The sequence below is a fragment of the Pseudoalteromonas sp. SG45-3 genome (assembly GCF_014164075.1).
GTDB classification, from domain to species: domain Bacteria; phylum Pseudomonadota; class Gammaproteobacteria; order Enterobacterales; family Alteromonadaceae; genus Pseudoalteromonas; species Pseudoalteromonas distincta.
Window position 1 is genome coordinate 49375 of sequence record NZ_JACJEN010000010.1, and the last position, 20504, is coordinate 69878.

Below are 20504 nucleotides of genomic sequence, written 5' to 3' on the forward strand. Positions count from 1 at the left end.
CGTTTCCTTTGCACGTTTTGACCAAGCGTTAAGCACATATAATAACCACAGTTTTATTAAATAATAATGTTCTTGCTCGCAAAGGGTGAAATAAACATCAAAATCCACGATAATGTCAGCTCCACACATCGTGCAGAACTAGTTGAGATCAATATGACTGAAAAAACATTTATCAAAGGTAAAGACCGCGACCTAGAATCGTCAATCTCTACCATGCAAAACAAGCTTAAAGCCCTAAACATTAATGTTGAAGAAGCGCTTTGGCTTAACCCTGTAGCTAACTGTTATTCGGTTCATATAAAAGACAGCGACTGCGGTGTTATGTTTACCAATGGTAAAGGCGCAACCGACAAAGCATCTATTGCTTCAGCACTCGGTGAATACTTTGAACGCTTAAGCTGTAACTACTTTTTTGCAGACTTTTATCTAGGTGAAGAATTTGCTAATGGCGAGTTTACTCATTACCCAAGCGAAAAATGGTTTAAAGTTGAAGGCGATGAAGTGCCAGAGGGCATTATGGATGAAAGCTTATGGGATTACTTTGACCCAGAGCGCGAACTAAACGCATCACACCTTTTTGATTTTAACTCAGGCAATATCGATCGTGGTATTTGTACCCTGCCATACACACGCCAACGCGATAACCAAGACGTATACATTCCGGTAAACGTTATCGGTAATATTTTTGTATCTAACGGTATGAGCGCAGGTAACACCAAGTTTGAAGCTCGTGTACAAGGTTTATCAGAAGTATTTGAACGTGCTATTAAAAACCGCATCATCGCCGAAGGTATTTGTTTACCAATCGTGCCTGAAGATGTTGTTAAGCAATACCCTAAAATTCACGAAGCGTGTGAAGAACTTCGCAGCCATGGCTTTCATTTACGTATTGCCGATGCATCACTTGGGGGCAAATACCCTGTAATGAGCGTAACGCTTATTAACCCAACAGATGGCTCTGTATTTGCTTCTTTTGGTGCTCACCCATCATTTGAAGTTGCACTTGAGCGTACCGTGACTGAGTTACTACAAGGTCGACGTCTTGATCAGCTAGATGTATTCCAACCTGCAACATTTGATAACGATGAAGTAGCAACACCAGAGAACATTGAACTGCACTTTATTGATTCAAGCGGTTTGATTTCGCATGATTTTTTCCGTGCAAAACCTGATTTTGAATTTGTACACTGGGACTTTAGCGGAACAACTGAAGAAGAATATAACTTCTGTACTGACCTAATTCATAGCATGGATCATGATATCTACATCATGGATTACACGCACCTAAACGTATACGCGTGTCGTATTTTAGTACCAGGCATGTCTGACATTTACCCTGTTGATGAGCTTATTTGGCGTAACAACAACGAAGGCGCAAAATTTCGCGAAACATTCCTATCGCTTGATCAGTACGATGCAGAGCAATGGATGGAAATTTACGACAGCCTTGAAGAAGCAGGCCACAGCGATATTATCCGCGCCGCAGAATTTATTGGCCTTGCAACCGATGCCGACACACCATGGCACACTCTGCGTATAGGTGAGCTTAAAGCGCACCTATGTTTAGCTGCAGGCAGCGAAGAAGCCATTGATTGGGTTGACTGGATACTTCATACAGGCCAAGTAAACGAAGAGGCAATGCGCCACTTCCGCTGTTTAAAAGCAGTTCTTGAAATTAAATACGATGACGAGCGCGAATACGCAGATTACCAAGATGCACTAGGCTTAATGTTTGGTGCTAATAATGTAGCGCTGGCTATAGAAATTGCCGAAGGTAAAAAGCAGTTTAACGGTTTAACTTTCCCTGGTTTATCGCTTGAAGGCTTTAAAAAGCATGCGGCGCTACTTGATGGTTACCGCAAGCTACATGTAGCAAAGCAAAATCACTGGGCGCGTGAAGTTAGCGACTCGTAACTCGCTAAACTACTAATTATAAAAAATAAACGGCGCATTTGTTAATGCGCCGTTTTCATTTGTGTAATAAATTAGCTATAGTTAATTTGCCTAAATTAACGCCACGATGTAGCAAATGCCACCATCTACTAACAATAAAAAAACGAACGTTCATAACTTTAAGTTGACCTTTTGGTTATCGCTTACGCTAACTGTACTAGTTGGTATCGTACTTGATCGTATTAACTACAATCGTGTTAAAGATGCCCATCGCCTACAAATTCTTTCTGAAGTAAGTACATATCGAGCTCAATTAGAATCTATTTTAGTTTCTAATATCCAACTAGTTCGAGGCTTAGGTGTTGCCGTAGCAGCGCAGCCTGATTTACAGCAAACACAGTTTGAACAAATTGCCCAACCACTATTTAAAACCTCAAATGAGCTTCGCAATATTGGTGGCGCTCCCGATATGGTAATTCGTATGACTTACCCCTTAAAAGGTAATGAAAAAGCACTCGGTTTAAACTTTTTAGAAGAAAAAAACCAACGCGCTGATGCTATTAGAGCTCGCGATACAAATACCATTGTAATGGCTGGCCCATTAAAATTAATCCAAGGTGACATAGCACTTATAGCCCGCGTTCCTGTTTACATACCGCCAGAAAATCGCTTTTGGGGATTACTTTCAGTTGTTCTCAACATTGACAAAGTCTATGAAAATTCAGGTATTTATGAGCTAGAAAAAGAATACAACGTCGCTTTACAAGGCAGGCATGGACTTGGCAGCAAAGGGGAGTTTTTTTACGGTAATCAAAACATAATAGAGCAAGACCCCCTTGAGTTTACGTTAAGCTTTCAAGGTGGCAATTGGCAACTTTACGTAGCACCTAAAATAGGTTGGAGCCCACCAAATTCAGCTGTGTGGCCACTTAGGTTATCAATTATTATTATTTGCGGATTATTAATTTGGGCCTTTTTATTCTTTTTGAAAATGCTTAATCGTCAGCAACAAAACGAAAAAATGCTTGAAGCAATGAGTGATCTAGCCCAAATAGGCGCATGGTCATTTAACTTAGAAACGAAACAAGTATATTGGTCTGATATGACCAAAAAACTATTTAAATACCCATTAAATAGCCAACCAGAATGGCCTAAAGATTTAAATTACTTTAAACAAGGCACTAGCAGAGAAACAATTAAACCTTTAATTGAACGAGCCATAAAATATGGTGAAAGCTACGAAGTTGAATTAGAAGTAATGGATGAAGAAGGTGAATCTGTTTGGGTACTCGTACATGGTGAAGCAGAACGAAAAAATGGACGATGCACACGTATTTTTGGCTCATTACAGAATATTGATACCCGTAAAAAGATTGAATTAGAAAATAATAAAACAGCATTACACAACGAAATTTTAGCTTCCCTTACCGTTAATAAATTAATATTAACTGGGCAGCTGAGCCAATCGAAAGATATTATCACTGAAGCAATCTGCCAAGCATTTGATATTAAACGTGCCAGTATTTGGTTTTTTAATGAAGACAAATCCCAACTAAGCCCTTTTGCCATACATAGTAAACATTCGTCTAGTGATAAAATTGACTCTATTTGGCTAAGAAAAAATCTTCCCGGCTTTTTTAATGCAATAGATCACCAGCCTGTATTTAATGTGCCTGACGCCCAAGAACACCCAATACTCGAGCCAATTAAAGAACAGTATTTAATGACTCTCGAGATTAAATCAATGCTGTGCGTAATAATTCCTGCTGGAAGTGGCGCTATAGGAGTCGTCTGCGCAGAGCAATGTCAATCAAAACGCCACTGGTCTAAAAACGAAGAAAGCTTTTTAATTGCCGTTGCAGCGTTAATAGGCAGCTTGCACTCAAGCCAACAGCGAATTGAAACCGAACAAAAACTAGTTTCTGCCAAAGAAACCGCCGAACAAGCTGTTAAAGCTAAAAGTGAATTTTTAGCGAGTATGAGCCACGAAATTCGCACCCCAATGAACGGTGTTTTAGGGATGCTTAACATAATTAAGCAAACTCAATTGGACCTACAGCAAAAACATCATATAGAACTTGCTCAATCATCAGCTCAATCTTTGCTTAATATAATTAATGACATATTAGACTTTTCTAAAATTGAAGCCGGTAAGCTCGATATTGAAAACGTGCAATTTAATTTACCTCGGTTATTAGGCGAAGTGGTGGAATCCTTTGCTTTAAAGGTAGAACAAAACAATACAAAACTTATTCTAGATGCTACTCAAATAACTGTTAGCGAGATAATTAGTGACCCTAACCGCTTGCGCCAAATTTTAAATAACTTAATTGGCAACGCGGTTAAATTTACTATTGATGGCGAAGTAGTCATTACTGCCAGAATAGATGAAACAACGGATGGCTCGTTCCTTCAATGTTCGATTATTGATACTGGTATTGGTATTGACCCTAAAAAACAAGCGTCGTTATTTGACTCATTCACACAAGCCGATGCTTCAACAACACGCCAATTTGGGGGCACAGGGCTTGGCCTTGCCATAGTAAAACAATTGTGCGAACTGATGAACGGTGAAGTGAGTGTAAACAGTATGCAAGGTGAAGGAAGTACATTTTCTTTCACAGTACAAATACAACCGCGCTTAAGTAAAGAACAAGATTTACCGAGTCATTTAATTAAAAACAAACATATTTTAATTATTGATGAGTGCTCGTTAAATGCTAACACCGCTAATAAGCAGCTCACTGTTTGGGGTGCAAAAGTTAATTGTATACATAACTATCTTGAGGTTGATGATTACTTAAGTAATGTAACCACCCACCCTGGTGCTATTTTAGTTGATTACTACTTTTTTGAAAAAGCCCCACAAACGCATATCACCGCGCTCAAAAACTTTATAAATATGCATAGTTGCAAGTTAGTTATTATGGCGCCAATGAGTTATTCGTCTGAGGAGTCTAAAGTAGGTATGGAAGTCGACTGTATGATTTTCAAACCTCTCACACCGTCTGATTTGTTTGACTCACTTACAAACGATAAATACATTGAACAACAGCAGCAACAAGCACAGCTTCAAAACAAGCTAACTAAAGCGCCAGTACTGGATTCATCAGAACCACAACTATTGCTTGTTGAAGACAATAAAATAAACCAAGTGGTTGCCTCTGCGCTATTAAAGCAGGCGGGTGTTACTTTTGATATTGCCGAAAATGGCCTTGAGGCAATTGTAAAGCTCAATGCAAAACAAGGTAAACCATATAAGCTAGTTTTAATGGATTGCCAAATGCCCGAAATGGATGGCTACCAAGCCACTAAAGCCATTAGAGAAGGTGATGCAGGTAAAGATAATGAAAATATTACTATTATTGCGCTAACAGCCAATGCCATGCAGGGCGATAAAGAAAAATGCCTAGCTGCAGGCATGAACGACTATTTAAGTAAGCCTCTCGATTTAGCTGCATTACAACCAAAGCTTCAACAATGGCTTGGCATTCAATAAAGGTGTAAGCTAATAAAATACGCTTACTAATTTGAGATTATTTATGCAGTTATCAACAAATCAACAACGTATTCTTGGTTGCCTATTAGAAAAACAAAGCACGACGCCAGAGCATTATCCGCTATCGTTAAACGCTCTCGTGAACGCATGTAACCAAAAGTCTAATCGCGATCCTGTGTTAAGTCTTACAGATGAAGACGTGCAAAACGCACTTGATGAACTAATAGAAATGCGTTTGGTCACAATAGATGAAGGTCTTTCGGGTCGTGTAAATAAATACGATCACCGCTTTTGCAACACTGAATTTAGTAATCTGCAATTTTCTGCTCAGCAGCGTGCCATTGTTTGTTTATTACTTTTGCGTGGTGCTCAAACCCCTGGTGAATTAAGAACCCGCAGTGCTAGGCTTGCTGATTTTAATAACGCAAATGAAGTAGAGGCAGCGCTCAATAAACTGATTGAAAGCGAGTACGTCACGAAGCTAGAGCGTGAAGCTGGTAAACGTGACAGCCGATATATTCATTTATTTGGCGAACAACAAAATAATCCCGCCGATGCCTTTGTTGCGCTACCAAGCGAAGTAATTAAAGACAAAGAATTAAGCGATTTACTTGAAGAAGTAGAAAAATTAAAAGCAGAGCTTCGCCAAATAAAAGCTCATTTAAAACTTTAATTAACTAAAACTAAATCACATAATAAGTTTATTGCGTATCACATATTAAATTTTATAAGGAGCTGGCAATGCGCGCCGAAATTATGGCTGAAATGAAGGTTCAGCCAACGATTGATGTAAATGCTGAGATAACTCGCCGAGTTAATTTTATTAAAACACGTTTGGTAGCAGCTCACTCCCGCTCATTAGTACTGGGTATTAGCGGTGGTGTTGACTCATCAACCTGCGGCCGCTTATGTCAACTTGCTGTAAACGAGCTAAATAAAGAACACGATACTAACAAGTATCAGTTTATTGCAGTGCGCCTACCTTATGGTGTACAAGCTGACGAAGATGAAGCACAAATGGCGGTTGATTTTATTCAACCAAGTAAACGTATGACCGTAAACGTACAACCTGCGGCTGATACATTGCATGAGCAAGCGCTAGCTGCCGTAGTTGGCTGTGGTGAAGCACTGCCTGAGCAAGCTCAAATAGATTTTATTAAAGGTAATGTCAAAGCGCGTCAACGTATGGTTGCTCAGTACGAAATTGCAGGTTTTTGCCAAGGCTTAGTAGTGGGTACCGATCATAGTGCTGAAAACATTACTGGCTTTTATACTAAATTTGGTGACGGCGCGTGCGATTTAGCCCCTCTGTTTGGTTTATCAAAACGCCAAGTTCGTGCACTTGCTACTGCACTAGGTGCGCCAGCTTTATTGGTAGATAAAGCACCTACAGCTGATTTAGAAAGTGACCGCCCAGGTTTAACAGACGAAGAAGCGCTTGGTTTGAGCTATGAGCAAATTGATGACTTTTTAGAAGGTAAACCAGTGTCTGATGATGTTGAACAAAAGCTTGTAAGCATTTACACGCGTACACAACATAAACGTCAACCAATTCCGACAATTTACGATTAAGGTTTAGTAGCTAAAATAAAGCAATTAATGCCTTTGAGGATTAATTGCTTTTTTGATCGACAGATTAAGAAGCTGCGTATATTTTTATAAATTAACGCTTTGAATTTTATAATACCAATTGCATTAAATTAGTGAGCTGTTATAGCCCTATGAAATAGCGATAGAACGATAATATTTTTAATTATATTGGTATAACTACCCGCCAAAGAGAACACTGCCTTATATGACATCGCCCATTTTAATTACCGGCGCAGGCCAACGTATTGGTTTAGCACTCGCTCAGCATTATTTAGCCCAAGGGCAGAGTATTATTATCACGTATCGTACTCGTCACGCCGCTGTTGATAAATTAGAGCAACAAGGCGCTGTATGTATTTATGCCGATTTTAGTACCGATGACGGTATTAGTGCATTTATAAATACGCTTAAAGAGCATACAACATCGCTGCGCGCTGTTGTTCACAATGCATCAAGCTGGGACTGCGAAGCTAACAATCCTGACTTTGCAGCACTGTTTGATAATATGATGCGTATACATGCCAAAACACCGTATTTAATTAATTTAATGTGCGCAGAGCTGCTTTTAAACTATCAGCAAAATGAAAAAGTACCTGCCGATATAATACATCTTACTGATTATGTAGTTGAAACAGGCAGCCCTAAACACTTAGCTTATGCAGCAAGTAAAGCAGCACTCGACAACCTAACCAAATCGTTTAGCGCTAAATATGCGCCAAATATAAAAGTGAACTCGGTTGCTCCATCGCTCATTATTTTTAATGAACATGACGATGAGCAATATCGAGCTAAGACCCTTAAAAAATCATTAATGGGCATTGAACCCGGATGCCAAGAAATTATCAATAGCATTGATTTACTATTACAAAGCCACTACATCACAGGGCGCTCTTTGCCTATTGATGGCGGTCGTCATTTAAAGTAAATATAAATAAACTGAGATATTTATGCACAATGAATTAAAAGAAAGTTATGAAAAAATCATCACCGCTGTAGGTGAAGATGCTAACCGCGAAGGTTTACTTGATACGCCAAAACGTGCCGCAAAAGCAATGGAATATTTAACACAAGGGTATCGCCAAACGCTTGATGAGATAACCAATAAAGCAGTATTTACATCTGATGCTGACGATATGGTTTTAGTGCAAGACATAGAGCTTTACTCTATGTGTGAACATCATTTACTGCCTTTTATCGGTCGTTGCCATATTGCTTATATTCCAAACGGTAAAGTATTAGGCTTGTCTAAATTTGCACGTATTGTTGATATGTTTTCACGTCGCTTTCAAATTCAAGAGCAGTTAACGCATCAAATCGCTAAAGCAGTCGAAGAAGTTACTGGCGCTAAAGGCGTTGGCGTTATTGTTGAGGCAAAACACATGTGTATGATGATGCGTGGTGTAGAAAAGCAAAATTCAAGCATGCGTACATCAGTAATGTTAGGTAACTTTAGAAGCGATCCTAAAACACGTAACGAATTTTTGCAGCTTATAAAAGGTTAACCCTATGGCTAATGCAATTATTAACGTTACTAATTTACGCCTGCGTACATTTATTGGCTTTAACCCCGATGAGCGTGAAAAAAAGCAAGATGTAGTGATCAATCTAGAGATTCACTACCCTGCTGATGATGCGTGTAAAACGGATGAAGTTGACCAAGCACTTAATTACAAAGTGATCACCAAAGAAGTTATTAGCTTAGTAGAGCAAGGGCACTTTTTACTGCTCGAAAAATTAGTTGCTGAAATTCTTGCCGTTTGTCACGCGCACCCAAGCGTTCATTACGCTAAAGCACGTGTTGATAAACCACATGCACTGCGTTTTGCCGACTCAGTGTCGTTAACGCTTGATTGGGCTAAATAAGCACTTAAAAACTTATTTAAAAAAGCTTTTCGAATCCTACGGCAAGGGCGATAACCGCTAAATAGCGAGCGCCTTTGCCTAGTGTTACTAACAGTAAAAAGGTACTAAATCGTACTTTAAATATGCCTCCAATCACCGTTAATGGGTCCCCCACAACCGGCAACCAAGCAAATAACAAACTATACACTCCATATTTGTTAAATTGCTTTTGTGCGCTATCAAGCCCTTTTTGCGATACAGGAAACCATTTTTTATCTTTAAAACGCAGTACCTGCGTGCCTAACCAGTAATTAACACAGCTCCCTAACACATTTCCAAGTGTTGCTACGCACCACATAAGCCATAAATTAACTTTATCTTGAGTAATCATTCCCACCATTATCACCTCAGAAGAGCTAGGCAGTAATGTCGCAGATATAAATGCGCTAATAAATAACGTGAGATAAAGCATAATGCCCTTATGGCTAAACGTAAAAACCCAGCCTATAGCTGGGTTTATAATACCAATTTTATGAAAAACATGATCATTCTAGCGTATTAAATAACTCACTAACTACGTTAAAAATTATTTATATAGAACAACTATGTATCATAATTTTAGCCTTGTTATTGAGCTATTTTCTTATCGCTATAATAGGTCACTAATTTAATGCAATTGGTATAAAAATAAACTGTGTGTTTATTTTATCAAATTTAAACTAAACGGGTAATTAAACTCTTTACCTTCATTAGCTTTAATACTTGCCATTACAACCATTACAAACCCAAAAATTGCCACTATAGGTAGTAATATTAAGCCGATTGCTACAAACATCAGTACAAAACAAACTACATATGCAATTGCCATCGTTATTTGAAAGTTAAGCGCCTTTTTACCGTGCACGTCAACAATTGGCATTTCATCTCTTTTAATTAACCACACAATTAATGGCCCAATTATTGAGCCAAACGGCACAACAAACCCAGCAAGCGCACTTAAATGGCATAACATAGCCCACGTACGGTCATCTTTATTAACTGGTTCAACCTGTTGATTTTCTTCCATAACACTCTCCTTTTTGTTTTATGTATGTTGCCTCTTAACTAAACAAATGTCTACAAATCAACCAACGTATTTGTATTTAAAATCACAGCGTGAAATCTTGTGATAAAAAAGTGATAAGTTTGTGAGAGTTTCTGGAGACGATTATTCAATACTCAACTCGAATCATCACTTACAGGAAATAATAATGAAAACTTCTACATTAACAATCGCAATTCTTTTAGCGGCAGCTAGCCAATCGACTATGGCCGCAGAATTAGACCTAAAAGTAACTAACCTAACCAAAGGTATTCACTTTACTCCACTGTTAATTACAGCACACAACAGCGAAGACACACTGTTTGAAGTAGCAACGCAAGCATCTACAGCACTACAAACAATGGCTGAAGGCGGCAATATTGAAGAGTTAGTTGCACAAGCAACTGCTGCGGGTAGTGATATGGCTGCAAACCCAGCTGAAGGTTTACTTGCACCAGCCGCATCTACAACGGCAACACTGAGCACGACCGACGGTAATGAGTACCTATCTTTAACTGCAATGATGCTACCAACTAATGATGGCTTTATAGGCTTAAACAGTTGGAAAATACCAACAGAAGCGGGTACTTACACTATTAATTTAAATGCTTACGATGCAGGCACAGAACAAAACAATGAGCTTGTAGTTGAAGGCTCTGGCGCACCAGGTACTCCGGGTATTCCTGCTGCTCCAGGTGGCGACGCTGGCACTGGCGGTACAGGTGTATTAAGTGGTGATACAAATACTAACATTCATATTCACCCGGGTAGCTTAGGTGATGACGATTTAGAAGCGGGTAATAGCGATTTAAGTAATACAGTACACAGATGGTTAAACCCAGTAGCACAATTAACCGTTACAGTTAAGTAGGAGCATGATTATGTCATCTGCTAACAACCTTAAAAAAAGTCTACTAGTGCTTGCACTTGCAACCACACTTGCAGCGTGTAGCGATAATGATAACGACCCAGTTGTTGAAGAGCCGGTCGTTGTTGAGCCAATTGTTGTAGAACCTGTGATCAGTGAGTTTACTATTACTTTTAGTAACTTAACTGCAGGACAGCCTTTGTCACCACTCTCTGTCATTGCTTTTGAAGATGAAGCACCTTGGACCTTCGGTACAACAGCTTCTGTTGGCTTAGAAATGCTTGCAGAAAGCGGTGCAAATGAAGAATACCTCAGCTACGAAAGTGCACTTGCTGCAGTTTCAGCTGAAGGTGCTATTGGCCCTGGTGAAACCACCACAGTAATCATTACTGTTGAAGAGCAAGAAACGCTTAATTTGTCATTTGCTGCCATGCTTGGGAATACAAATGATGCTTTTACCGGTCTTAGTTCTTTAGATGTATCAACATTAGAAGTTGGCGGTTCGTTATCACGCACAACGACTGCTTATGATGCGGGTACGGAAGCAAATACAGAAACAGCTGAAACTGTGCCAGGTCCTGCCGCTAGCGGTGAAGGGTTTAACGAAATACGTGACGATACAGCCGATATAATAACGATGCATCCAGGCATTGTTTCAAATCAAGATGGATTATCTACATCAGCACTTGGTGTTGAACATAAGTTTGATAACCCAGTATCGAAAATAGTAATTACGCGCACGCAGTAACGTTCCAGCTTGTAATGGGGAAGTAAGGGAGCACGGATGCCCCCCTTTTTACGAGGTTATACATGCGTCACGAAAAAATATTAGTAGTAGAAGATGACAGAGAAATAGGTAAGTTAATTACCACGCAGCTAACGTCGCTTAACTTACATGTTGATCATGTTGTAAGCGCAGAACTAGCCTTAAAAAAAATAGCTAAGCATCCCTACGGACTTATTTTACTCGATATAAACTTACCCCAAATGGATGGTTTGAGCTTATGCCGAAAAATAAAAGAGCATTACCCTACTACCTCCGTTATTTTACTCACCGCGCTGAGTAGCGATATGGACAGAGTTATTGGCCTTGAAATGGGCGCCGATGATTATATTTGTAAACCCTTTTTTGCACGCGAATTACAAGCCAGAGTCAAAACCCAATTACGCCACAGAGCACAACTACTCGCAGGCCAAAACAACGACAACTCCCCCGTTGATAGCGAACAAACACTAAATGTAGGCTCACTCAATATAGAATTTAGTTCGCACCAAGTGTATTTAGGCAAGCAAGCCCTTAACCTTACCGCCACCGAATTTGATTTACTCGTTTACTTTGCACGCCATCCTAATCATGTTTTTAGCCGTCAGCAGTTACTCGATAAAGTATGGGGTTACCAACACAGTGGTTACGAGCACACGGTTAATTCACATATAAACCGCTTACGTGCCAAGCTAGAAGAACACCAACAAGCGCCTATCATCGAAACAGTTTGGGGGGTTGGTTACAGACTAAACCCTAGCCAACTCAATTAAGACACCTATTATGAAATTATCTTTGTATCAAAAATTAGCTATATCGCTAGTTGTCATTTTTTGTTTTATTTGCGCCCTAGTTTACGGCTGGAGCAAGCAACTGGAACTCACCTCAAAACATCATGCTGAGCAAAATTTACATTTGGCGCTTGCCGAGCATTTAGTACAAGATAACCCATTAATAAAAGAAGGTGTTTACGACTATAAAGCGCTTGAAAACCTCTTTCATACCTTGATGTTATTAGGCCCTGCGTTTGAATTTTATTTTGTAGACGAAACCGGAAAAATTCTTACTTACTCAGCAAAGCCGGGGAAAGTTAAACGCACGCATATTAGTTTAACGCCTTTAAAAAGGCTGATTAACGACCCAAGCGCTGCCCCTATTTATGGTGATAATCCTCGTAATAAAGAGCAACAAAAAATATTTTCAGCCGCGCCAGTATTTAATCAAGATAAGTTACAAGGTTATTTATATGTAATTATTGGTGGTGAGGCTTACGACACCTCACTAAGTACTGTAAAAAATAATGATAAGTTATGGCTAGCCGCTTTATGGCTTGGCTCTGCACTCGCATTTTTATTTATTGCGATGCTAATTTTGCTACGCTTTTTTACCAACCCAATTCAGCGCTTAGCACGTGATGTTAGCAATATTGAAGCCGCCAACTACAGCCTTACCGACACCAAGCTAAGTAACTATTCAACGCAAAAAAGTAACGAAGTGCATAGTTTAGGGCGAAGTATTCAAGCCATGCTTACCCGTATTAACGAGCAGTTTAAAGCACTTGAGCAAGGCGATAAGCAACGCAAAGAGTTACTGACTCACTTATCGCACGACCTACGTACACCACTTGCTTCACTGCAGGGGTTTTTAGAAGTTTTAAATCAGTCAGGTGAGCAATTAAGTCAAAAAGAACAACAAGAATACTTACAGGTATCGCTTAATAATTGTGGGCAATTAAAGCTACTCATAGAGCAAATATTTGAACTTGCTCACTTAGAAAATGGCGAAATAAGTATAAACAAAGAAACCTTTAATTTAGGTGAACTCATTTACGATTGCATGGCAAAATTTAGTTTAGCCGTTGATAAAAAAGGCATTAGTTTGTCGGTAGAACCTTCGATTTGTGACTTTCCTGTGGTTGCCGATATAGCTAAATTAGAGCGCGTGTTAAGTAACTTAATTGACAATGCAATTAGGCACACCCCTCGCGGTGGCAGCATTGCAGTACATGTAAAGCGCAGTGACGATAATCAACTATTTGTGCATGTATCAGACACAGGCGTAGGTATAAAAGAAGATGAGCTGAATGCTATTTTTGACCCGCACTACCAAGCAAGTAATTCTAATAAAGAAGGGCGCCAGCAAGGTGGTTTAGGATTGACCATTTGCAGAGGGTTATTAAAACTAATGGATAGTGAAATTTACGTACAAAGTGAAATTGGTAAAGGCACTATGTTTAGCTTTAATTTACCACAAAAAAAGGTGCTTTCTTAAAAAGCACCTTATTGAGTTAAATCTATTTAAATATAAAGAGTAACTACTTTTTAATACCCGCTAAATCAAGCATAAATGCATAGTTTAGCGCGGTATCTTCTAGGCGCTTAAAGCGACCCGATGCACCACCGTGCCCTGCTTCCATATCTATTTTAAACAGTAACTTATTGTCATCAGTTTTATAGTCACGCAGCTTAGCAACCCATTTTGCAGGCTCAAAGTATTGAACTTGTGAATCGTGCAAGCCAGTCGTTACTAACATATTAGGATATGCTTGCTTAGATACTTGGTCGTATGGCGAGTAAGATAGCATGTAATCGTAATACGCTTTTTCGTTCGGATTACCCCACTCACCGTATTCATTTGTTGTAAGCGGAATGCTCGCATCAAGCATAGTGGTTACTACGTCAACAAATGGTACCGCAGCAACCATGCCTTTATAAAGCTCAGGTGCTTGGTTTGCTACTGCGCCCATTAATAAGCCACCAGCACTGCCACCTAACGCAAATATTTCATCTTTTGCGCCATACTTTTGAGAAACCAATGCTTTAGTTACATCAACAAAGTCATTAAACGTATTCTTTTTAGTGAGTAGCTTGCCGTCTTCGTACCAAGGACGACCTAGCATTTGCGAGCCACGTACATGGGCAATTGTAAATACAAAGCCACGGTCAAGTAAACTCAAACGCGTGCTTGAAAAAGTAGGATCCATGGTTGCGCCATAAGAGCCGTAACCGTATTGCAGTAGCGGGTTAGTACCATCTTTTTTAAACGCGTCTTTACGGTAAACTAAGCTTACCGGTACTTTTATGCCATCACGTGCTGTTACAAAAATACGCTCTGAGGCGTAATTATCAGCATCAAAATCACCTAATACAGCTTGCTGTTTAAGTAGTTTTTTATCGCCAGTCGCTAAATCTACATCGTACGATGAGCTTGGTGTAGTCATGCTTGTGTAATAAACACGTAACGTGCTGCTATCTATATCGTTATTACCATAAGTACCAATTGTATAAGCGCTATCGTTAAAGCTCAGTGGTAACTCTTTACCTGTTTTTAAATCACGCGCAATCAACTTTGATTGGCCCATTTCACGCTCTTGGTAAACTAAGTAGTCATTAAATAAATCAATGCCTTCGAGTTTAATATCATCGCGCGCTGGGATCACACTTTGCCAATTTGCTTTGTCACCAGCTTTATCAATATCCACTTTCATCAGCTGAAAATTTACAGCATTTAAATTAGTGACAATGTAATAAGTATTCCCTAGCTTCGAAATTTCATATTCAAGCCCTGCTTCGCGCTCAATTAAGCGTTTAGGCATTGCCTTAGTATCATCAGCACTTAATACAGATACGCCTGATGCTGCTGTGCTGCTGTGCCAAATATAAATTTCTGACTCGTCTTTGCTTTTACTGATACCCATGTAATAACTGGTATCAGTTTCTTCGTAAATTAGCTCATCATCAGCTTGTGGTGTACCTAATGTATGACGATACACTTGGTAACCTAATAGAGTTTGTAAATCTTTTTTAATGTAGTAAACCGTTTTATTATCGTTTGCCCAAACTATACCGCCGTTGGTGCCCTCAAGTGTATCTTCGAGTAATTTACCGGTTGTTAAATCTTTTATTTTTATACTATAAATACGACGGCTAACAGTATCTTCGCCATAAGCCATTAAATTGCCATTCGGACTTACATTTAAGCCACTTACTGCATAATAATCATGGCCTTTCGCAAGCTCATTTACATCTAAAATAACTTGCTGATCCGTACCTGCAAAATCGCTGCTGCGTAAGTAAGTAGTGTACTCGTTATCGCCACGTGTTTGCGTTGAGTAAAAATAATCACCGTTTTTAACTGGGACCGAATCATCGTCTTTTTGAATACGCCCTTTTAGCTCTTCAAACAATTCACTTTGCAGCGTTTTAGTATGTGCAAGCATTGCATCTGTGTATGTATTTTCAGCTTCTAAATAGTTAATAACCTCTGGCGCTTTACGTTCGTCATCACGTAACCAATAGTAATTATCTACACGTGTGTCACCATGAATAGTCATCTCATGAGGCACTTTTTTTGCAACAGGGGCAATAGCTTGGGCTACTTGAACCGTTTTAACTTGTGTATTATTTTTTTTGGTTTCTTCAGGGGCTTGATTACAGCCACTTAAAATAGCTAGCGATAATGCAGCAAGTGCGAATGGAGTACGTTTCATCAGTCAAAGTCCTTGTTGTTTTTTTATTTTTTATTAAGTAATTAAATATACCTAAAAATAACCTGTGTTGTGATTTACTTTGTGAAGCTATGTAAAGTAAATCAACGTAATTCCTCTTTTCTTAATAAGCCTACATCAGGTACTCTGTAGATATATAAGTCATTTTCAAGCTCAACTGATTAAGGGTAGGAATGAATAACGAAGTAATAAATATTTTAACTATGGCTAAAGTAATACAAACAGCTGTAGCTCCTGTATTTTTAATAACCGGAATTGCAGCTACTTTAGGGGTTCTATCTAATCGTTTGGCACGAATTACCGATAGGGCACGTCAGCTAGAACGCAGACTAAAAGTAAGTACTGACGAGGACTTTAATAAATCACTCGCTACAGAGCTGCGCGCTCTTTTAAAGCGTTCTCGATGTATTCATATTGCTTTTAGTTTAAGTGTATTAAGCGCATTGCTTGTATGCGCTGTGGTTATGTTGTTATTTTTATCGCACATTCAATCTATAAACTTAGGCGTGACTATTGCTTGTTGTTTTGTAGCAGCAATGGCATTACTCATATGTGCATTTATGTCGTTACTTGGTGAGGTATTCTTAGCAACTAGAAGCATGCGTCGCGGGATGATATTTGCAGATATTGATATAAACGATTAAGTTTTAGTTAAATCTATCGTATTCACTTGAATAAATACGATGTTAGATACAAGATACCGAATTAAGAATTACAATTTTCAACAGGGGCAAACATGAAATTAAAAAAAGTATTAGCAACAATAGCGCTGGCAACGTGTGCATTTAGCGTATCGGCAAATTCTGCATTTAAAGAGCCAAGTGACGCGATTGAATACCGCCAAGCAGCGTTTTCAATGATCTCAGTACAAATTGGTGACATGGGCGCAATGCTAAAAGGTAAAGTACCTTTTGACGCAGAGCAATTTAAAAAGCGTGCTAACAACGCAGCTGCACTTTCAAAAATGCCATGGGAAGCGTTTTACGAAGGAACAGATAAAGGCGACACAGCTGCACTTGCTGCTGTTTGGTCTGAAAACGATACTTTTATGAAAAAAGCAACTGCATTCCAACAATACGCAGATGAGTTAGCAGCAGCGGCTCAATCAGGCGATAAGGCCGTAATTGGTAAAGCTTTTGGTGCATGGGCTAAAGGCTGTAAAGATTGCCATAAGCAATTTAAAGATTAATTATTGTTGTTTTAATACTTAATGTAGTAACAACAAATGATAAAAAGCACTGAATGGTTAATCATTCAGTGCTTTTTGTACCCGGCATTTAAGCCCGTATGTTATTTATTGAGCTAAACCTTCTGCGGGCGACGTTTAAATACAGTCCTAATCCCACCCAAAATGCGTGTAAACACCTTACCAATATCACTTAATATAATGTACAAGCATGGCACTAATATAAGTGTTATTAATGTTGCAAACATCACTGCAAAACCAAGCGCTACCGCCATAGGTATTACAAACTTAGCCTGCAGGCTTGTTTCAAACATAATGGGCAATACACCTGCAAATGTAGTAATTGAAGTAAGTAATATAGGTCTGAATCGAGCACAACCGGCATCTATTACAGCATTTTTAATACTAACACCTGTTTTACGGGCTTGATTCACATAATCGGTCATAACGAGTGAGTCGTTTATAACCACCCCTGCTGCTGCAATAATACCAAAGCCAGACATTAAAGTTATATCCAAACCAAACCAGTAATGCCCCCATATTGCTCCCGTTAAGCTAAATGGAATCACCGACATAACAATAAGTGGTTGCGCATAACTCTTAAGGGGTACGGCTAATAAAATATACACCAAAATCATACCGCCGAAGAAAAACATCTTCTGCTGATTAGCCTGATCTTGTTGCTCTTCAATGGCGCCACCTAGTTCTGACTTAACACTTGGATACTCTTCTTTAAGTTGTGGTAGTAGCTTTTCTTTAATTTGATCTACAACTTCGTTTGGCTCAATCACTTCTTCATCTATGTTTCCATAAACATACACAGTACGATAGCCCCCTTCCCGGCGGATATAACTAATGCCTGGTGTTTCAGTAAGTTCAACTACATCACCAAGCAGTACTTCACGGCCCTGCGGGGTAGTAACAACCGCATGCTTAAGTGACGAAAATGCCTCTCGAGTCAGTTTAGGGTAACGCACCATTACACGTACTTCCTCGCCTCGGCGAATAACACGTTGAGCCTCACCACCGTAAAAGCTTGCCCCAACTTGATTTGCAATAGAAGCTAAGTCTAAATCTAAATCGTAAGCGACCGGTTTTAGGCTCATTTGCACTTCTTTACTTGCAGGATCTATTGTTGAGCTAATATCAAACAAACCTTCTTGCTGTTGCAGCAACTCTATAAAACGACGTCCTGCATTATTTAATGTATCAATATCAGAGCCATATAATAAATAACCAAATTCGCCGTCACTGCTCCCTCCATTTACATCATCATAAATGGTTAATGATTTAACACCGGCAATATCGGGCATCGCCTCGCGCCAACGTCGTGATAATTCAAACGCGTTATAAGGCCTTATACTTTCATCAACAAGGGGAACAAGCACTTGTGCTTCAGTTCGCCCTTGGTTAAATACTAAAATATCTCTTATGAGTTTTTGACCATATTTGCGTTCGGTATCTTCATCAATCGCAATCACCATCGCTTCTATTTCACGAATAGCATTTATTGTTTGTATGTCTGATACATTGTCATTCATTTCTAGATTTATTTGCGGGTAGTCATGCGGGATCTTTGGCATAAACCCGGTACGAACTTGATTTGATGAGATTAAAGCAAAGGTTACGATTAATAGAGCAATAAATGAAAATAGCACTGACCAACGCCATTCAACACAACGTATAACAAAGCGTTTATATGGGCCATTTACAAAACCAAAAAATCGCGTATTAAACCGATCTCGCCAGCCCCCCTCTTTTATTGGTGAAAAATGAGTGTGAGCAATATGGGCAGGCAATATCAACTTTGATTCAATCAAACTAAATACCAAGCACAGCATTACCACCACAGCTATACCATAAAAGAAGGCACTTTCTGGGCCTGTAGATAACGTAAATGGAGCAAATACTGCAATGGTAGTTAGTACACCAAAAGTTGCAGGGGTTGCTACGCGTTTTGCGCCATTAACCACATTAACAACACCGCCGCCTTTTTTCTCTATTTCGGTGTAGGCACTTTCGCCTATGACAATGGCATCGTCCACCACAATCCCTAGCACCATAATAAAAGCAAAAAGTGATAAAATATTAATGGTTACACCAAACAGTGGCATCATCATCATTGCGCCCAAAAAGCACACTGGTAAACCAATCATTACCCATAATGCCAACTTAAAGCGTAAAAAGATTGATAGCATAATTGCAACCAAAACAGCACCCTGAATAAGGTTTGTAACCATCATGTCTAAGCGAGCATTTAAGTAGTACGTCATATCCATTAATGGCTCTAAGCGAACCCCCAGTGGTAGCTCTTTATTTTTTAATTCTATAAATGCTTTTACTGAATCAGCAACTGGGATAATACTTTGCTCTTCGGTCGCTTTCACCGATATATAAACCGCATTTTCACCATTGAATTTAAAGTAACGCTCACCTTCAGTGAACTGATCTTTAATCACGGCAATATCTTGCAGTAACACTTTAGCGCCATTAGCCCCTATTTTTACCGGTATTTGCCTAAATTCTTCACCAGAGTAAAACTGATTTTCGACGCGAACAGAAATAACACCTGCGTCTGTTTTTAGCTGCCCCGCCGAAAAGTTAGCTGAGTAACGACGCACTGCATTCATTACATCACTAAGGGTTAGGTTATATTGACGCAGCGTATCGGGTTCGATTTCAATTGCTATTTCATCAAGAGGAACATCGTTTACCACTAACGACACGTTAGATAGCTGTAGTAACTCATCCTCTATTTGGTTTGCTATAGGCTTAAGCTCAGTAAGCGGCAAGTCAGCAACGAGCGTCATACCTATAACATCTTGCCTAAACTCAACCTGACTTATGGTGACCGGTTCCATACCGGCAGGAAACGTTGCTATACCATCAACCCGTAACTTAACTTTATCGAGTATATCGGTCAGCTCTACATCAGTATTAATTTCAAGACTTGCTCTACCGCCATTTCTAAATGCCCTGTACACACCTTTTTTAATTTCGGTCACATCTTTTAGCGACTCTTCAATTTTTATAAGTATGCTTTCTTCTATTTCCTGAGGAGAGGCACCGGGGTAATTAGCCTCAATATTAATGTAGTTAATCTCTACATTAGGAAACATTTGGCGTTGGATATTTAGAAAACTAATAATTCCCATCACCACAATAAAAATCATCATTAGGTTGGCAGCAACGGAGTTATTAGCGAAGTAAGCAATAATACCGGTTTGTTTTTCAGCGTTAGGCGCTGTATTTGGTAGTTCAGTGTTACTCATAAC

The 20504-nt window shown here is 39.3% G+C and carries 17 protein-coding genes; 13 read left to right on the plus strand and 4 right to left on the minus strand.

Translation table 11 applies throughout. The annotated features are described in order from the left end of the window. The first annotated feature begins 153 nt into the window (after positions 1-153). The 7 genes from ycaO (at position 154) to folX (ending at position 8845) form a co-directional block, all read left to right on the plus strand. Positions 154-1914: a 30S ribosomal protein S12 methylthiotransferase accessory factor YcaO gene (gene ycaO / locus H5126_RS12710; protein WP_024595461.1), complete on the plus strand. Its 1761-nt coding sequence runs from the start codon at positions 154-156 to the stop codon at positions 1912-1914. A 115-nt stretch (positions 1915-2029) separates the two neighbouring features. After that, positions 2030-5392 (plus strand): ATP-binding protein, encoded by a 3363-nt coding sequence (locus tag H5126_RS12715; protein WP_182721013.1) that lies wholly within the window; start codon positions 2030-2032, stop codon positions 5390-5392. 43 nt (positions 5393-5435) lie between these two features. After that, positions 5436-6065 (plus strand): YceH family protein, encoded by a 630-nt coding sequence (locus H5126_RS12720; RefSeq protein WP_182721014.1) that lies wholly within the window; start codon positions 5436-5438, stop codon positions 6063-6065. A gap of 68 nt (positions 6066-6133) precedes the next feature. Next, positions 6134-6964 (plus strand): ammonia-dependent NAD(+) synthetase, encoded by an 831-nt coding sequence (gene nadE / locus H5126_RS12725; RefSeq protein ID WP_182721015.1) that lies wholly within the window; start codon positions 6134-6136, stop codon positions 6962-6964. A 223-nt stretch (positions 6965-7187) separates the two neighbouring features. Beyond that, positions 7188-7907, plus strand: a complete 720-nt coding sequence (gene folM, locus H5126_RS12730) for a dihydromonapterin reductase (RefSeq protein WP_182696184.1) — start codon at positions 7188-7190, stop codon at positions 7905-7907. 22 nt (positions 7908-7929) lie between these two features. Further along, entirely contained in the window at positions 7930-8484 is a 555-nt protein-coding gene (gene folE / locus H5126_RS12735) for a GTP cyclohydrolase I FolE (RefSeq protein ID WP_002962341.1), read from the plus strand. A 4-nt stretch (positions 8485-8488) separates the two neighbouring features. Further along, positions 8489-8845: a dihydroneopterin triphosphate 2'-epimerase gene (gene folX / locus H5126_RS12740; protein WP_002962340.1), complete on the plus strand. Its 357-nt coding sequence runs from the start codon at positions 8489-8491 to the stop codon at positions 8843-8845. Between the two features lie 16 nt (positions 8846-8861). Here folX and H5126_RS12745 read toward each other — a convergent pair whose 3' ends face one another. After that, positions 8862-9296 (minus strand): YqaA family protein, encoded by a 435-nt coding sequence (locus H5126_RS12745; RefSeq protein WP_182195417.1) that lies wholly within the window; start codon positions 9294-9296, stop codon positions 8862-8864. A gap of 228 nt (positions 9297-9524) precedes the next feature. After that, positions 9525-9890, minus strand: a complete 366-nt coding sequence (locus tag H5126_RS12750) for a DUF4870 domain-containing protein (RefSeq protein WP_182696051.1) — start codon at positions 9888-9890, stop codon at positions 9525-9527. Positions 9891-10074: 184 nt separating this feature from the next. Here H5126_RS12750 and H5126_RS12755 point away from each other — a divergent pair, with 184 nt between their 5' ends. From H5126_RS12755 to H5126_RS12770, 4 genes are all read left to right on the plus strand, one after another. Next, a complete protein-coding gene (locus H5126_RS12755) occupies positions 10075-10776 on the plus strand; it encodes a spondin domain-containing protein (protein WP_182721016.1) in 702 nt (233 codons plus the stop codon). 10 nt (positions 10777-10786) lie between these two features. Beyond that, positions 10787-11521 carry a spondin domain-containing protein gene (locus tag H5126_RS12760; RefSeq protein WP_024607274.1) on the plus strand — a complete coding sequence of 245 codons (735 nt, stop codon included), beginning with the start codon at positions 10787-10789 and terminating at the stop codon, positions 11519-11521. 62 nt (positions 11522-11583) lie between these two features. Then, complete coding sequence (locus H5126_RS12765) at positions 11584-12309, plus strand: response regulator transcription factor (protein WP_182758539.1); 726 nt, start codon at positions 11584-11586, stop codon at positions 12307-12309. Between the two features lie 10 nt (positions 12310-12319). Further along, positions 12320-13807 carry a cell wall metabolism sensor histidine kinase WalK gene (locus tag H5126_RS12770; RefSeq protein ID WP_182720429.1) on the plus strand — a complete coding sequence of 496 codons (1488 nt, stop codon included), beginning with the start codon at positions 12320-12322 and terminating at the stop codon, positions 13805-13807. Between the two features lie 43 nt (positions 13808-13850). On the opposite strand, the gene H5126_RS12775 is transcribed toward H5126_RS12770, so the two are convergent. Then, complete coding sequence (locus tag H5126_RS12775) at positions 13851-16025, minus strand: S9 family peptidase (protein ID WP_182720428.1); 2175 nt, start codon at positions 16023-16025, stop codon at positions 13851-13853. A gap of 191 nt (positions 16026-16216) precedes the next feature. Here H5126_RS12775 and H5126_RS12780 point away from each other — a divergent pair, with 191 nt between their 5' ends. Further along, positions 16217-16687 carry a DUF2721 domain-containing protein gene (locus tag H5126_RS12780; RefSeq protein WP_007377300.1) on the plus strand — a complete coding sequence of 157 codons (471 nt, stop codon included), beginning with the start codon at positions 16217-16219 and terminating at the stop codon, positions 16685-16687. Positions 16688-16779: 92 nt separating this feature from the next. Beyond that, positions 16780-17232, plus strand: a complete 453-nt coding sequence (locus H5126_RS12785) for a cytochrome c (protein WP_182720427.1) — start codon at positions 16780-16782, stop codon at positions 17230-17232. 113 nt (positions 17233-17345) lie between these two features. Here H5126_RS12785 and H5126_RS12790 read toward each other — a convergent pair whose 3' ends face one another. Further along, on the minus strand, positions 17346-20501 hold the full coding sequence (locus H5126_RS12790; RefSeq protein ID WP_182696054.1) for an efflux RND transporter permease subunit: 3156 nt from the start codon (positions 20499-20501) through the stop codon (positions 17346-17348). Between the last annotated feature and the right edge of the window lie 3 nt (positions 20502-20504).

Bases quoted from the DNA above. Each gene is read 5' to 3' on its own strand.
- ycaO (WP_024595461.1), top strand. From the start codon at position 154: ATGACTGAAAAAACATTTATCAAAGGTAAAGACCGCGACCTAGAATCG.
- H5126_RS12715 (WP_182721013.1), top strand. From the start codon at position 2,030: ATGCCACCATCTACTAACAATAAAAAAACGAACGTTCATAACTTTAAG.
- H5126_RS12720 (WP_182721014.1), top strand. From the start codon at position 5,436: ATGCAGTTATCAACAAATCAACAACGTATTCTTGGTTGCCTATTAGAA.
- nadE (WP_182721015.1), top strand. From the start codon at position 6,134: ATGCGCGCCGAAATTATGGCTGAAATGAAGGTTCAGCCAACGATTGAT.
- folM (WP_182696184.1), top strand. From the start codon at position 7,188: ATGACATCGCCCATTTTAATTACCGGCGCAGGCCAACGTATTGGTTTA.
- folE (WP_002962341.1), top strand. From the start codon at position 7,930: ATGCACAATGAATTAAAAGAAAGTTATGAAAAAATCATCACCGCTGTA.
- folX (WP_002962340.1), top strand. From the start codon at position 8,489: ATGGCTAATGCAATTATTAACGTTACTAATTTACGCCTGCGTACATTT.
- H5126_RS12745 (WP_182195417.1), bottom strand. From the start codon at position 9,296: ATGCTTTATCTCACGTTATTTATTAGCGCATTTATATCTGCGACATTA.
- H5126_RS12750 (WP_182696051.1), bottom strand. From the start codon at position 9,890: ATGGAAGAAAATCAACAGGTTGAACCAGTTAATAAAGATGACCGTACG.
- H5126_RS12755 (WP_182721016.1), top strand. From the start codon at position 10,075: ATGAAAACTTCTACATTAACAATCGCAATTCTTTTAGCGGCAGCTAGC.
- H5126_RS12760 (WP_024607274.1), top strand. From the start codon at position 10,787: ATGTCATCTGCTAACAACCTTAAAAAAAGTCTACTAGTGCTTGCACTT.
- H5126_RS12765 (WP_182758539.1), top strand. From the start codon at position 11,584: ATGCGTCACGAAAAAATATTAGTAGTAGAAGATGACAGAGAAATAGGT.
- H5126_RS12770 (WP_182720429.1), top strand. From the start codon at position 12,320: ATGAAATTATCTTTGTATCAAAAATTAGCTATATCGCTAGTTGTCATT.
- H5126_RS12775 (WP_182720428.1), bottom strand. From the start codon at position 16,025: ATGAAACGTACTCCATTCGCACTTGCTGCATTATCGCTAGCTATTTTA.
- H5126_RS12780 (WP_007377300.1), top strand. From the start codon at position 16,217: ATGAATAACGAAGTAATAAATATTTTAACTATGGCTAAAGTAATACAA.
- H5126_RS12785 (WP_182720427.1), top strand. From the start codon at position 16,780: ATGAAATTAAAAAAAGTATTAGCAACAATAGCGCTGGCAACGTGTGCA.
- H5126_RS12790 (WP_182696054.1), bottom strand. From the start codon at position 20,501: ATGAGTAACACTGAACTACCAAATACAGCGCCTAACGCTGAAAAACAA.